General features: G+C 67.8%; 15 protein-coding genes. 11 read left to right on the top strand and 4 right to left on the bottom strand.

Going from position 1 to position 13,639, the window contains the following annotated elements; all coding sequences use genetic code 11:
• Position 1 precedes the first annotated feature (1 nt).
• The 5 genes from QSJ95_RS00570 (at position 2) to QSJ95_RS00590 (ending at position 4,684) form a co-directional block, all read left to right on the top strand.
• The gene (locus QSJ95_RS00570) at positions 2 to 304 is read left to right on the top strand and encodes an urease subunit gamma (RefSeq protein WP_043268703.1); all 303 of its coding nucleotides are present in this window, start codon (positions 2 to 4) and stop codon (positions 302 to 304) included.
• Between the two features lie 43 nt (positions 305 to 347).
• A complete protein-coding gene (locus QSJ95_RS00575) occupies positions 348 to 854 on the top strand; it encodes a GNAT family N-acetyltransferase (RefSeq protein WP_285639091.1) in 507 nt (168 codons plus the stop codon).
• A 156-nt stretch (positions 855 to 1,010) separates the two neighbouring features.
• Positions 1,011 to 1,316, top strand: a complete 306-nt coding sequence (locus QSJ95_RS00580) for an urease subunit beta (RefSeq protein ID WP_285639093.1) — start codon at positions 1,011 to 1,013, stop codon at positions 1,314 to 1,316.
• Between the two features lie 109 nt (positions 1,317 to 1,425).
• On the top strand, positions 1,426 to 3,126 hold the full coding sequence (gene ureC / locus QSJ95_RS00585) for an urease subunit alpha (protein WP_285639095.1): 1,701 nt from the start codon (positions 1,426 to 1,428) through the stop codon (positions 3,124 to 3,126).
• A gap of 310 nt (positions 3,127 to 3,436) precedes the next feature.
• Positions 3,437 to 4,684, top strand: coding sequence for a substrate-binding protein (locus QSJ95_RS00590; RefSeq protein WP_285639097.1), 1,248 nt, complete (start codon positions 3,437 to 3,439; stop codon positions 4,682 to 4,684).
• A gap of 6 nt (positions 4,685 to 4,690) precedes the next feature.
• Here QSJ95_RS00590 and QSJ95_RS00595 read toward each other — a convergent pair whose 3' ends face one another.
• Complete coding sequence (locus QSJ95_RS00595; protein WP_043318848.1) at positions 4,691 to 4,954, bottom strand: DksA/TraR family C4-type zinc finger protein; 264 nt, start codon at positions 4,952 to 4,954, stop codon at positions 4,691 to 4,693.
• 156 nt (positions 4,955 to 5,110) lie between these two features.
• Between QSJ95_RS00595 and QSJ95_RS00600 the strand changes: the two genes are divergently transcribed.
• On the top strand, positions 5,111 to 5,782 hold the full coding sequence (locus tag QSJ95_RS00600) for a hypothetical protein (protein ID WP_285639101.1): 672 nt from the start codon (positions 5,111 to 5,113) through the stop codon (positions 5,780 to 5,782).
• A gap of 99 nt (positions 5,783 to 5,881) precedes the next feature.
• Positions 5,882 to 6,538 (top strand): hypothetical protein, encoded by a 657-nt coding sequence (locus tag QSJ95_RS00605; RefSeq protein WP_269962237.1) that lies wholly within the window; start codon positions 5,882 to 5,884, stop codon positions 6,536 to 6,538.
• A gap of 6 nt (positions 6,539 to 6,544) precedes the next feature.
• Here QSJ95_RS00605 and QSJ95_RS00610 read toward each other — a convergent pair whose 3' ends face one another.
• Positions 6,545 to 7,408 (bottom strand): oxaloacetate decarboxylase, encoded by an 864-nt coding sequence (locus QSJ95_RS00610; protein ID WP_009613347.1) that lies wholly within the window; start codon positions 7,406 to 7,408, stop codon positions 6,545 to 6,547.
• A gap of 217 nt (positions 7,409 to 7,625) precedes the next feature.
• Between QSJ95_RS00610 and QSJ95_RS00615 the strand changes: the two genes are divergently transcribed.
• Together QSJ95_RS00615 and osmE are read left to right on the top strand one after the other, a co-directional pair.
• The gene (locus tag QSJ95_RS00615) at positions 7,626 to 8,891 is read left to right on the top strand and encodes an Hsp70 family protein (protein ID WP_285639109.1); all 1,266 of its coding nucleotides are present in this window, start codon (positions 7,626 to 7,628) and stop codon (positions 8,889 to 8,891) included.
• Between the two features lie 444 nt (positions 8,892 to 9,335).
• On the top strand, positions 9,336 to 9,686 hold the full coding sequence (osmE, locus tag QSJ95_RS00620) for an osmotically-inducible lipoprotein OsmE (RefSeq protein WP_009613351.1): 351 nt from the start codon (positions 9,336 to 9,338) through the stop codon (positions 9,684 to 9,686).
• Between the two features lie 16 nt (positions 9,687 to 9,702).
• On the opposite strand, the gene QSJ95_RS00625 is transcribed toward osmE, so the two are convergent.
• Complete coding sequence (locus QSJ95_RS00625; RefSeq protein WP_043268683.1) at positions 9,703 to 9,957, bottom strand: hypothetical protein; 255 nt, start codon at positions 9,955 to 9,957, stop codon at positions 9,703 to 9,705.
• 112 nt (positions 9,958 to 10,069) lie between these two features.
• Between QSJ95_RS00625 and QSJ95_RS00630 the strand changes: the two genes are divergently transcribed.
• A complete protein-coding gene (locus QSJ95_RS00630; RefSeq protein ID WP_285639114.1) occupies positions 10,070 to 10,525 on the top strand; it encodes a GyrI-like domain-containing protein in 456 nt (151 codons plus the stop codon).
• Position 10,526: 1 nt separating this feature from the next.
• Here QSJ95_RS00630 and QSJ95_RS00635 read toward each other — a convergent pair whose 3' ends face one another.
• Positions 10,527 to 12,599 carry an AsmA family protein gene (locus tag QSJ95_RS00635; protein WP_285639116.1) on the bottom strand — a complete coding sequence of 691 codons (2,073 nt, stop codon included), beginning with the start codon at positions 12,597 to 12,599 and terminating at the stop codon, positions 10,527 to 10,529.
• 496 nt (positions 12,600 to 13,095) lie between these two features.
• On the opposite strand from QSJ95_RS00635, the gene QSJ95_RS00640 reads away from it, so the two are divergent.
• Entirely contained in the window at positions 13,096 to 13,602 is a 507-nt protein-coding gene (locus QSJ95_RS00640) for a hypothetical protein (RefSeq protein WP_009613357.1), read from the top strand.
• Positions 13,603 to 13,639: the final 37 nt, after the last annotated feature.

Below are 13,639 nucleotides of genomic sequence, written 5' to 3' on the forward strand. Positions count from 1 at the left end.
GATGGACTTGACGCCCCGCGAGAAAGACAAGCTGCTGATCTTCACCGCCGGCCTGGTGGCCGAACGGCGCCTGGCCCGCGGCCTGAAGCTGAACCACCCGGAAGCCATCGCGCTAATCTCCGCCGCCCTGCTCGAAGGCGCCCGCGACGGCCGCACGGTGGCCGAGCTGATGCACTATGGCACCACCCTGCTCAGCCGCGAGCAGGTGATGGAAGGCGTGCCGGAGATGATCCCGGAGATCCAGGTGGAAGCCACCTTCCCCGACGGCACCAAGCTGGTCACCGTGCACCAGCCCATCGCCTGACCAGCGGCCGCTTTCGAACGAACCTGTCTGAAGGAACACCGCAATGCTGATCCGCGACGCCCACCCAGCCGACCTCGGCGCCCTGCGCGACATCTACAACGACGCCGTGCTCAACACCACGGCGATCTGGAACGAAGTCGCCATCGACCTCGACAACCGCCGCGCCTGGCTGGAACTGCGCGCCCAGCAGGGCTTCCCGGTGCTGGTCGCGGAAGACGCCGGCGAAGTGGTGGGCTACGCCAGCTATGGCCCCTGGCGCGCCTTCGACGGCTTCCGCGAAACCGTCGAACACTCGGTGTACGTGCGCGCCGACCAGCGTGGCAAGGGCGTGGGCCCGCAACTGATGCAGGCGCTGATCGACCGCGCCCGCGCCCAGGGCCTGCACGTGATGGTGGCGGCCATCGAGAGCGGCAACGCCGCCTCCATCCGCCTGCACGAACGCCTGGGCTTCGCCACCACCGGGCAGATGCCGCAGGTGGGCCAGAAGTTCGGCCGCTGGCTCGACCTGACCTTCATGCAACTGATCCTCGATGGGCGGGATACGCCCTGACAAAAGACGAGAAAAGCCGCTGGAGGCTGGAGGCTGGAGGCTGGACGAGGGAGCCGCTTTTTCGTTCAGCCTTCAGCCTCCAGCGAATCGAGGGAAGCTGCGCATGAAAAACAGTCGTCAACCCCACACCGACAGGTTCGGCCTCAGGAGCCCCCCATGATCCCTGGCGAATACGACGTCCAGCCCGGCGAGATCGAACTCAACGCCGGCCGCCGCACCCAGGCCCTGACCGTGGCCAACGGCGGCGACCGGCCGATCCAGGTCGGCTCGCACTACCACTTCTACGAGACCAACGACGCCCTGCAGTTCGACCGCGAAGCGGCCCGCGGCATGCGCCTGAACATCCCCGCCGGCACCGCGGTGCGCTTCGAGCCGGGGCAGAGCCGCGAGGTGGAGTTGGTGGAGCTGGCTGGCGCGCGCCGCGTCTATGGCTTCGCCGGGCGGGTGATGGGCAATCTGTAAAGCCGATAAGAGCCGATAAGAGCGCTGGAGGCTGGACGAGGGAGTCGCTTTTTCGTTCAGCCTTAAGCCTTAAGCCTCCAGCGGCTTTTAAACCGAGAGGAAGGGAACCATGAAAATCAGCCGCCAAGCGTATGCCGACATGTTCGGCCCCACCGTCGGCGACCGCGTGCGCCTGGCCGATACCGAGCTGTGGATCGAGGTGGAGCAGGACTTCACCGTCTACGGCGAGGAAGTGAAGTTCGGTGGCGGCAAGGTCATCCGCGACGGCATGGGCCAGGGCCAGCTGCCGGCGGCCGAGGTGGTCGACACCGTCATCACCAATGCGCTGATCCTCGACCACTGGGGCATCGTCAAGGCCGACGTGGGCCTGAAGGACGGGCGCATCTCCGCCATCGGCAAGGCCGGCAACCCGGACATCCAGCCCGGCGTGAGCATCGCCCTGGGCGCCAGCACCGAAGTCATCGCCGGCGAAGGCATGATCCTCACCGCCGGCGGCATCGACACGCACATCCACTTCATCTGCCCGCAGCAGATCGAAGAGGCGCTGATGAGCGGCGTCACCACCATGATCGGCGGCGGCACCGGGCCCGCCACCGGCACCAACGCCACCACCTGCACCTCCGGGCCCTGGCACCTGGCGCGCATGCTCCAGGCCGCCGACGCCTTCCCGATGAACATCGGCTTCACCGGCAAGGGCAACGCCAGCCTGCCGCTGCCTCTGGAGGAACAGGTGCGCGCCGGCGCCATCGGCCTGAAGCTGCACGAGGACTGGGGCACCACCCCGGCGGCCATCGACAACTGCCTGAGCGTGGCCGACCGCCTCGACGTGCAGGTGGCCATCCACACCGACACCCTCAACGAATCCGGCTTCGTCGAAACCACCCTCGCCGCCTTCAAGGGCCGCACCATCCACACCTACCACACCGAGGGCGCCGGCGGCGGCCACGCGCCGGACATCATCCGCGCCTGCGGCTTCGCCAACGTGCTGCCCAGCTCCACCAACCCGACGCGGCCGTTCACTCGCAACACCATCGACGAACACCTGGACATGCTCATGGTCTGCCACCACCTGGACCCGAGCATCGCCGAGGACGTGGCCTTCGCCGAATCGCGCATCCGCCGCGAGACCATCGCCGCCGAGGACATCCTCCACGACCTCGGCGCCTTCAGCATGATCAGCTCCGACAGCCAGGCCATGGGCCGGGTCGGCGAAGTGATCACGCGCACCTGGCAGACCGCCGACAAGATGAAGAAGCAGCGCGGCGCCCTGGATGGCGACGGCGCGCGCAACGACAACTTCCGCGCCAGGCGCTACATCGCCAAATACACCATCAACCCGGCGATCACCCATGGCGTCAGCCACGAAGTGGGCAGCATCGAAGTGGGCAAGCTGGCCGACCTGGTGCTCTGGCGTCCGGCCTTCTTCGGCGTGAAGCCGAGCCTGATCCTCAAGGGCGGCGCCATCGCCGCCAGCCTGATGGGCGACGCCAACGCCTCCATCCCCACCCCGCAGCCGGTGCACTACCGGCCGATGTTCGCCAGCTACGGCGGCAGCCGCCACGCCACCAGCCTGACCTTCCTCAGCCAGGCCGCCTGGGAATCCGGCCTGCACGCCCGCCTGGGCCTGCACAAGGCCATCGGCGTGGTGCAGGGCTGCCGCACGGTGCAGAAGACCGACCTGATCCACAACGCCTACCTGCCGCACATCGAGGTGGACCCGCAGAACTACCAGGTACGTGCCGACGGCCAACTGCTATGGTGCGAACCGGCCGAAGTGCTGCCCATGGCGCAGCGTTACTTTCTGTTCTGAGAACACCCTCGTAGGATGGCGTTGAGCGAAGCGATACCCATCCTACGAAGAGCACCTCGGCGCAGCCTGCAAGACAGTCGCACCTACGCCACAAGCGAGCACGGCGTCTCGGTACACCACGCCATTCCCCTGTAGGAGCGCGCCCTGCGCGCGATTCGCGGGCAGGGCCCGCTCCTACAGGCGGCTGAAATCCCCCGGGGAAATTCAGAAGACCTCCCCCACCGGCACCGCTTCGCATTTCCCCCCGGAGTCCACCCCCTACGCTGGCAGGGCCTCTGTGCCCGTCCCTCCAGAACAACAAGGACTCCCGATGAAACGACTGACCGCCACCCTGGCCCTGGCGCTGGGCCTGTGCGCCTGCGCCCAGGCCGCCGATCCCATCACCCTGGGCCTCAACTACCCCCGCACCGGCAGCTACCAGAACGAAGGCCGCGACCAGATGCGCGGCGCCCTGCTGGCCATCGACGAGATCAACGCCAACGGCGGCGTGCTCGGCCGCTCGCTGCGGCTGTCCAGCCATGACAGCGCCTCGCGCTCGAAGAAGGCCGTGGCCAACGTCGACAAGCTGGCCGACGAGGGCGCCGCCATGCTCTTCGGCGGCGCCTCCAGCGCCGTGGCCATCGCCGCCGGCAAGCGCGCCGCCGAGCGCGGGCTGCTGTACTTCGGCGCCGTCACCTACTCCAACGACACCACCGGCAAGGACGGCCACCGCTACATGTTCCGCGAGGGCATCAGCGCCTGGATGAGCGCCCGGGTGCTGGGCCAGTACCTGGCGCAGAAGCACCCGGGCAGCCGCTACTTCTACGTCACCTCCGACTACACCTGGGGCCACACCACCGAAGCCTCGCTGCGCCAGGCCACCGGCACGCAGGACGGCGCCCAGCACCCCGGTCGGCGCATTCCCTTCCCCGCCGTCGGCCTCGCGCACTACCGCGACAGCCTCACCCAGGCGGCCGCCAGCGACGTCCAGGTGCTGGTCCTGGTGCTGTTCGGCCGCGACCTGGAGCGGGCCATGCGGGTGGCCCACGACCTCGGCCTGACCAGGCGCATGCAGATAGTCGCGCCCAACCTCACCCTGAACGTGATCGAGCAGGCCGGGCCGAGCGTGATGGAGGGCGTGATCGGCACCGAGCCCTGGACCTGGCGCGTGCCGGAACTGGAGAACAGTGCCCGCGGCAAGGCCTTCGTCAACGACTACGTGAAGCGCTACCAGAAGTACCCGTCCAGCTCCGCCGCCTCGGCCTACGGCATCGTCTACCAGTGGGCGGACGCCGTCAGGCGCGCCAACAGCCTGGACAGCGAGGCGCTGATCAGGGCGCTGGAAGGCCACCGCTACGCCCTGCTCAAGGGCGAGCAGTACTGGCGCGCGTTCGACCACCAGAACGTGCAGCGCATCTATGCGGTGAAAGTGAAGCCGCGCAGCGAGGTGCTGAAGGACCCGCTGAAGCAGGACTACTTCGAGATCATCCACCAGCTCGACGGCGACCAGGCCGCGCCCAGCCTCGACGAGTGGAAGGCGGAAAGGCGCGCCGCCGGCAAGCCCCCGCTGCTGCAGTGAAGCGCCTCAGCGCAGCTGGCTGTCCTTGCTGCCGCGCCGGTTGTAGCCGGCGAAGGCCGCCTGCTCGTCGTGGGCGGCCTGGCAGTTCACGCACAGACGCACGCCGGGCACGGCCTTGCGCCGCGCCTCGGGAATGGGCGCATCGCACTCCTCGCAATGCGTCAGGCTCTCGCCGCGGGGCAACTGGCTGCGCGCCCGGGCGACTGCGTCCTCGATGGTGCTGTCGATCTGTTCCTGCACCGCGCCGTCGTTCGCCCAACCACTGGCCATGGCAACCTCCGATCAAACTTTGTACAGATTGCAGGTATTGGCGCCCCGGCGGCCGATTGCAAGGGCGAAAACGCGGCGGGGTGCGCTGAAAAGCCCCTTCCCCGGGCGCCGCGCAACGAGAACAATAGCGCGCTTTCCCGCCATGGATGTTCCCCGATGCGAATCCTCCCGTCTCCTCTGCGCCACTGCCTGCCGCTGGCCCTCTGCGCCCTGCTCGGCAGCCAGGCCCAGGCCGCCGAGGCCCCCGGCGTAGAAGCCGACCTGATCGACGCCAACCGCTACCTGCTGCTGTACAGCGCCACCGCCGACGAGCGTTTTCTCGACCGCCTGGACGCCACCGGCAAGCACCTGCAGGCGGCCCTCGGGCAGCGCCAGGACGCCGCCGCGCTGCGCGCGCTCTGGGCCAGCTACGAGCAGGGCCGCCAGCAGATGCTGGCCGAGCACGCCGCCCGCAAGCTCGACCAGAACGGCGAGATGGCCCGCAGCCTGAAGCTGGCCGAGCCCCTGGATGCCTACCTGCAGGCCCACCCCCTGGCCACGCCGGGCCTGGCCGACGACCTGCGCAGCCGCGCCCTGCTCACCGCCCGCCTGGCCAACCTGCAGAAGGTCGACGGCCCGCGCGCCGAAGCCGAGGCGGCGAACGTCAAGGCCCTGGACGAGCGCATCCAGCAGCGCATCAATGCCCTGGCGAAGAGCGACCCGGCCCTGCACGACGAACTGGACAAGCGCTGGCGCTACCTGCAGGTCAGCCAGCGCAACGGCCAGCAACTGCTCTACCCCTTCAACGCGCAGATCGAGGCCATGCTCGGCAAGCTGGCCGGCGCCTGACGGGGACGCGGAGGCGGTCTACCGCAGCTTCGGAATCGTCCGATATCCGGCGCCGGGAGAGCCGCCAAGAATGGCGGCTCCATCGCCAGGAGCCGCCCCATGCACCGCCTCGTCCTTTCCCTGCTGCTGAGCCTGCTGGCCAGCCTGCCGACCGCGGCCCTGGCCGATGACTTCGACGCCACCCTGCAGGCCGCGCAGCGCTACCTGCTGCTCTACAGCGCCACGGGGGACGAACGCTTCCTCAAGCGCCTGGAACGGCTCGACGAGGCCTTCCAGGGCCAGGTCGCCGAACAGCACAACGGCGAGACGCTGCAGGACATCTGGTCGCTCTACGGCGAAACGGTGGCGCAGGTGGAAAGCGGCTACGAACAGAGCGGCCCGGCGCTGCGCCAGGCGCTGGCCCAGGCCCTGGAAGTCTCGGCGCTGCTGCAGGAATTCCGCCTCCAGCCCGGCGCCGCGCCGGGGGATGCGACCCTGGCGGCCAACCTGCAGCGCCTGGCCCTGCTGCAGGCCAAGCGGGCCAACCACCGCCTGCTGGGGGAAGACACCGACACCCTGCGCGAGGCCATCGCCGACCTGCAGCAGACCATCGAGACGCAGTTCGCCGCCCTGCCGGCCAGCGTCGAAGGCGAGGCGATGCGCGCCCGCTGGCGCTACCTGCGGCTGACCGAGCGCCCGGCCGGCACCCTGCTCTACCCGTTCAACGCCCAGGTCGAGTACCTGCTGGAGAAGCTCGGCGAGAACGGGGAAGCCTGAAAGGCCCTACTCCTTCACTTCCATGTATTCCCTGGCGAAGATCTGGTACTCCTCCGGCAGGGTGTACTTCTTCGCCAGCTCCGAGGCGGTCAGGTCGGAGGCATCCACGCCGCGCTGCTCGCGCAGGCAGTCGTAGGTCGCCTTGATGGCGGCGAAGTAGGCGGCATGGCCGTCCACCACGATGCGCACGCCGAGCTTGGCCAGGCGCTTGTCGTCGTGCAGCTTCGGGTTGCCGTAGGACACCAGCATCAGCGGCACGCTCAGGTGCCGGGCGATGGCCTCCAGGTGCTCGAAGTCGCGGATGCCGACCATGCAGATGCCGTCGGCGCCGGCGGCCTGGTAGGCCAGGGTGCGGCGGATCACGTCGTCCACCTCGATCACCTCGGCGTTGGTCCGCGCGATGATCGCCATCTCCTGGTCCACCCGCGCCTCCAGCGCCGCGCGGATCTTGCCCACGCCTTCCTCCACCGGGATCAGGTCGGTGGACTTGCGGCCGAACTGCGCCGGCAACAGGGTGTCCTCGATGGTCAGCGCGGCCACGCCGGCGCGCTCCAGCTCGACGATGGTGCGCATCACGTTCAGCGCGTTGCCGTAGCCGTGGTCGGCGTCGGCGATCACCGGCAGGCGCGCCACGCGGCCGATGCGGGTGGCCTGCTCGACGAACTCGCTGAGGGTGATGAGGGCGAAGTCGGGCGCCGCGAGCACTTGTAGCGAAGCTACAGAACCACCCAGGATGCCGACCTCGAAGCCGAGGTCACCGGCGATGCGCGCCGACATCGGGTCGAACACCGATGCCGTGTGGTAGCAGGAGGAAGAGTTCAGCAACGCCCGGAAACTCTGGCGTAGCTCGTGGTGGGAGGCTCTGTGCATGGCGGGATCCAACTGCGACCTGGAAGTGGGAAAGGGTTCTGCGGAATCGGCAAACTCATGTAGCAAAACTACAGGATGGCAAATGTAGCAAAACTACAAGGCCTTCCCAAGCACTCTATAACCTCCACCGTCCAGCGGCACATGAGCCGATAGTCGAGCAGGCCCGGGCGCACTCGCGTAAACTGCGCGGCCGTTTTTTTCGCCGGACCTTTCCGCCATGCTGCACTCCACTGACGCCCGCGCCCTGGGCATCGACTTCGGCACCTCCAACTCCACCGTCGGCTGGTGGCGCCCCGAGGTGGAACCGCTGATCGCACTGGAAGACGGCAAGATCACCCTGCCCTCGGTGGTCTTCTTCAACACCGAGGAACGCCGCCCGGTCTACGGCCGCCAGGCCCTGGGCGAATACCTGGAAGGCTACGAAGGGCGCCTGATGCGCTCGCTGAAGAGCCTGCTCGGCTCGCCGCTGCTCAAGAGCGAGACCACGGTGCTGGGCAGCGCCCTGCCGTTCAAGGACCTGCTCGGGCTGTTCATCGGCGAGCTGAAGAAGCGCGCCGAGGTAGTCGCCGGCCGCGAGTTCGAGGCCGTGGTGCTGGGCCGCCCAGTGTTCTTCGTCGACGACGATCCCGAAGCCGACCGCGAAGCCCAGGACACCCTGGTGGCGGTGGCGCAGAAACTCGGCTTCAAGGACATCTCCTTCCAGTACGAGCCCCTGGCCGCGGCCTTCGACTACGAGCGCGGCATCCAGCGCGAGGAACTGGTGCTGATCGTCGACATCGGCGGCGGCACCTCGGACTTCTCCCTGGTGCGCCTGGCCCCGGAACGCCGCGAGCAGGCCGAGCGCCAGGCCGACATCCTGGCCACCGGCGGCGTGCACATCGGCGGCACCGACTTCGACAAGCAGCTCAGCCTGCAGGGCGTGATGCCGCTGTTCGGCTACGGCAGCCGGATGAAGTCCGACGCGCTGATGCCCACCAGCTACCACCTGAACCTGGCCACCTGGCACACCATCAACGCGGTGTACGCGCAGAAGTCGCAGCTGGCGCTGAAGAACATGCGCTACGACATCGTCGACGGCACCGGCATCGACCGCCTGTTCCGCCTGATCGAACAGCGCGCCGGGCACTGGCTGGCGATGCAGGTGGAAGCCAGCAAGATAGAACTGAGCGACAGCCAGCGCCGCGACATCGACCTGGCGCGCATCGAGCCAGGCCTGGTGGCCGAACTGACCCGCGAGCTGTTCGAGGGAGCGATAGAGCCGCAACTGGAACGCGTGCGCGCCGGCATCGGCAAGCTGCTGGGCGATGCCGACATCGACCCGGACAAGGTCGACACCGTGTTCTTCACCGGCGGCTCCAGCGGCGTCCCGGCCCTGCGCCAGAGCGTGGCCGCCATGCTGCCCAACGCCCGCCACGTCGATGGCGACCGCTTCGGCGGCATCGGTAGCGGTTTGGCTATCGAGGCGAAAAAGCGCTACGGCTGAGGGGCTGGCTTTTCGTAGGAGCGGGCTTGCTCGCGAATGGAGTTTCCCGATTGCTCTTGAGCTGGACCTGAGCACGTCCCCTCTCCCCGGCCCTCTCCCTGAAGGGAGAGGGGGCTTGTCCGTGCCGAGAGAGGGAATGGTTCAGCCGGTAGCTTTCGGCGTCGCCGGCTGACTCCAGAACACCAGCGTCTGCCCAACGGTCCCCTCTCCCTTCAGGGAGAGGGTTAGGGAGAGGGCGCTCTACAGCCCACCCCCCAAAGTCCCCGGTAGGCACGATTCGCGAGCAAGCTCGCTCCTACAAGCCACACTCCCCGTAGGGCGTATAACCGTTCGCGGTTATACGCCACCGCCCCAAGCCCCATCCCCCCAGTTTTTTCGAACTCCCCTCCCCGCCCCCGACTCGAAACAGCACCACCCACAGGTCCGAGCCGACAAGGAGGCCCCATGTACCGGCAAGCCCTGCTGACCGCCACCGCCCTGGCCCTGCTCGCGGGCTGTTCCCATGAATCCACCCGGGTGCAGAACCCGGTCAACCTGGTGACCTACCGCGACGCGCCGCTGGTGCGCGACGTGCACGACGGCATGAGCAAGGACGAGGTGCTGCGCGTCGGCGGCCCGCCGTCCAGCAGCCAGGCGCGGGCGTACAAGGCCGGTAGCTGCAACAGCTACATCCTCAACAAGGACGGCCGCGAGCAGCCCTACTACGTGACCTTCGACGACCAGGGCAAGGTCGACGGGACCGGCTTCCTCAGTTGTTCCGAACGCGACCGCCACGACCGCGACGCCCACCCCTGAGGCCGGCGGGCGGCGCTCAGCTGAGCGCCGCCACCAGTTCCGCCTTGGTCATCCGCCAGCGCCCGCGCACGCCTGCGCGGGTCGCGCGCGCCAGCAACTCCTTGCGCGTCATGCCCAGCAACTTCTCGGTGGCCGGCTTGCTGCGCCGGGCGAGCCTGGCCAGGGCGTCCACCTCTTCCGGGCTCAGGCCCAGCTTCCCATAATGCGCCTGAACGTGCGCCCGCTGCTTCTCGTGGCGCGCCGTGTGGCCCTGCGTACCGTTGCGAGGCATGGCAATCTCCTTCTGCAAAGGGGGAACAGAGCAATGGACCGGGCGCTGCGAAAAATATTCAGCCTTTATCGCTGCCGTCTATCATGCGAGCAGGAAAACAGGAGAGGACCTCATGAAACACCGCATCGTCGAATTGCCCGCCTTCAGCGTGGTGGGCCTGGAATACCGTGGCGACGGCCAGGACGGCAGCATCGGCCAGCTCTGGCAGCGCTTCCTGCCGCGCGAGCACGAGGTCGCCGCGCAGGCCGACGACCGCAGCGCCTATGGCATCTGCGCCCAGGCCGCCGGCGGCGTCTTCCACTACGTCGCCGGGCTGCCGGTGGCGCCGGGTACAACGGTGCCCGAGGGCATGGTGAAGTTCGAAGTGCCGGCGCAGAAGTACGCCGTGTTCACTCATATCGGGCCGGTGGAAGGCATCGCCGACAGCTTCCAGCGCATCCATGCCGAGCTGCTGCCCCAGCGCGGGCTGGAGCCGCGCCACGCGCCATCCTTCGAGCGCTACACCGAGCGCTTCCACGGGCCGGACGACGCCACCTCGGAAACCGACCTGTACATCCCCATCTACTGACTCAGCGCTTCGGCGCCCGGGCCGGCTGCTTCATCTGCGCCAGCAGGGCGGCGCACTGGTTGTCCTCGCTCTTGCTCGGCGCGATCAGCGCCAGCAGCCCGGCCGCCGGCCCCGCCGCCACGCCCAGGGCGACCATGCCGGCGCCGCGGGCGATCAGCGGGCCGGCGTGGACCCCGGCCTTCGGGTTCTTGAAGGTGCCCTGCACGTACAGCGGCGAGCGCAACGAGAACAGCCGCACGCCCTTGCTGTGAGGGATGATGTCCAGGTCCAGCTGCTCGGTGGCGAAGTTGCTGGTGCCCTCGACGTTGATGATGGCGTTCTCGGTATCGAAGGCGAAGATCCGCGGCTGGGCCAGGCCCTTGCTGATGCCGACGTCGGCCGCCGCGCAGTTGATCTTCACGTCGTCGTCGCCGAACAGCTTGGCCACCAGGTAGTTGCCGACGTTCAGCCCGGCGATTTCCATCAGCCCCTTGCTGATCCGCCCGTCGTTGATCAGCAGCTTGAGCTCGCCGTTGGCGCCGCCGAGGATGGCCGCCACCGAGTTGCCGGTGCCGCTCAGGGCGGCGTCGCCGTTGAGTTCGCCGAAGCTGGTCTGCATGGGCGCGAAGCTGGGGAACAGCTGCTTCAGCTTGAAGCCGCGGGCCTGCAGCTGTACCCGGCTCTGCATCGGCGCCTTGCCGCCGTCCAGGCGGATCTGCGCGGTCAGGCTGCCGCCGGCCACGCCGAAGCGCAGCGGGTCCAGGCGCAGCAGGCCGTTTTCCAGGCGCAGGTGGGTCTGCAGGTCGCTGATGGGCAGCTTGTCGCTGTGGACGATGCGCTTGCCGGCGAACTCCACGTCGGCGTCCATGGCGCGCCAGCGCTCGGTGCGGAATTCCTCCACCGGCAGCACCTTGTCCGCCGGCTGGCGGGTGCTCTGGCCGCGCGCCTGCTTCTGCGCGTTGCTGTCGGCGCCGATCAGCGGGCCGAGGTCGGCCATGCGCAGCTGCTCGGAGGTCAGCTTGCCGCTGAGCCGCAGCCGCGGCTGGCCGTTGACGAAGGTCAGGCTGCCGTGCAGGTCGCTCTCGCCGACCTTGCCGTTGAAGTTCTGGTACTCGAAGCGCGCGCCGTCCGGGTCGTGCAGTTGCGCGCGCAGGCGGCCGTCGGTGGAATAAGCCGGGGTGTCCGGCAGGGTCACGCCGGTCAGCGGGTAGAGGTTGGCCATGCTGTTGCCGGCCAGCTTCAGGCGCAGGTCCAGGGCGCCCAGGTGCAGCGGATCGGTAAGGGTGCCGACCACCGCGGCGCGGGTGTCACCCACCTTCACCTCGGCCTGCAGCGGGAACGGCCGGCTGGCGTCTTCCAGGGCCAGCACGCCGCCCACCTTGCCCTCGCCGGCCAGCGGCAGGCTCTTGTAGGTGCCGCGCACCTTCCAGCCGAACACGTAGTCCTGGGTGGCCGCCGCCTGTTCGCCGCCCAGCGCCTTGCCGGCCAACTGGGCGAAGGGCACCGGCTTGCCGAGGCTGTCCACCAGCACTTCCAGGCGCGTCTTCAGGGTCTGGTCGTCGAAGCCCACGCGGCCCTTGTCGAAGCCGATCTCGCCGATGGCCAGGGACCAGGGCGTGGGCTCCTCGGGCTGCCCCTCTTCCTTGGGCGGCAGGGTGAAGGTCCAGTTGGCGCGGCCATCGGCCAGGCGCAGCAGGTCGGCGCTGGGCTGCGTCAGGCGCACCTGCGGGATCACCACCTGGTGCCACAGCAGCGGCAGCGGCGAAAGGCGGAACTCCACGTGCTTGAGGCTGGCGAACTCGGCCGCGCGGGTCTTGCCCTGCGCCCAGTCGGGGTTGCCCAGGGTGATGTCGCTGGCGGCGAAGTGCGGCCAGGGCACCCAGGCGCGCCAGCCGCCCTCCTCCGGTTCGCGCTGCCAGAGCACCTGCAGCTCGCCGTTGATGGCGAAGGGGCGGCCGATGGCGGCGGAGACCTTGTCGTTGATCAACGGCCGCACGCGGTTCCAGTCGAAGGTGGCGATGAACGCCAGCGCCGCCACCAGCAGGGTGAGCAGGCCGGCAAGGCTGAACAGGCAGATCTTTGCGCCGCGCATCATGCAGAACTCCTTGTCGCCGCGTCGGTTGGGTGCGCCCAGGCAGGCTCTTCTACCGGGTTGGACCGCAGGGCGCCGGCGAAATGCCGGAAAAATCGCCGGGGCGGAAAATCGAACGCTTCCCCACCGTAGCACGCCACCCCGACCGCACGCCGGCATCCGCGCGTCGATGCAAGCCGACGCCATGCCCCAGAAACAGGCGCAACCGCTCTGGCATGCGGCTTAGCGAGCGTCCGGGCCGCTTGCGGCGATAGCCATGGCCTTTTGCGCTGGTAGATTTATCTAATCGACAGATATTAACAATCACGTCGATACGCCCCATCGAGACCATTGATAGAAGTCAATATTCACAATCAATTTATTGTTTTTAAAGGAATAAATTAAACATCATCGGCATCGATAACGACAATTGCCCGGCTTCGTTTTCAAATCGATAATCCAGATTGGATACTGGCTCCGTGTCCAGAACAACACCCCTTTCCTCCAGGAGCCACACATCATGAAACGCACTCTCACCTTCGGTTTCGCCCTTTCCCTGATCGCCGCCAACCTCGCCTTCGCCGCCCCGCAAGTGGCCGAGAACGGTTCCTCCTACAGCGTCGACCGTCTGCACCAGCAAATGCAGGCCCGCGTCGCCGAGAACGGCAGCGGCCAGACCATCGACCGTCTGCACAAGCAACTGAGCGAGCAGGTCCGCGTTTCGGAAAACGGCAGCAGCCAGACCATCGATCGCCTGCACAAGCAAATGGGTGAAGAAGCCCGCGTGGCCGAGAACGGCAGCAGCCGCACCATCGACCGCCTGCACCAGCAGATGGGTGAAGAGGCTCGCGTAGCCGAGAACGGCAGCTCCAACACCATCGACCGTCTGCACAAACAGATGGGTAGCGAGGAAGCCCGCGTCGCCGAAAACGGCAGCAGCCACACCATCGACCGTCTGCATGGCGCCATGAGCGTTGCCGAATCCGGTGGCGACACCGTCTTCAACGCCCACTTCCGACAGGCCTGAAGCCACGCGCAGTACACCGCAAGGTGAAAGAAAAGCC

Source organism: Pseudomonas sp. NBRC 100443 (genome assembly GCF_030268185.1).
Lineage (GTDB): Bacteria > Pseudomonadota > Gammaproteobacteria > Pseudomonadales > Pseudomonadaceae > Pseudomonas > Pseudomonas citronellolis.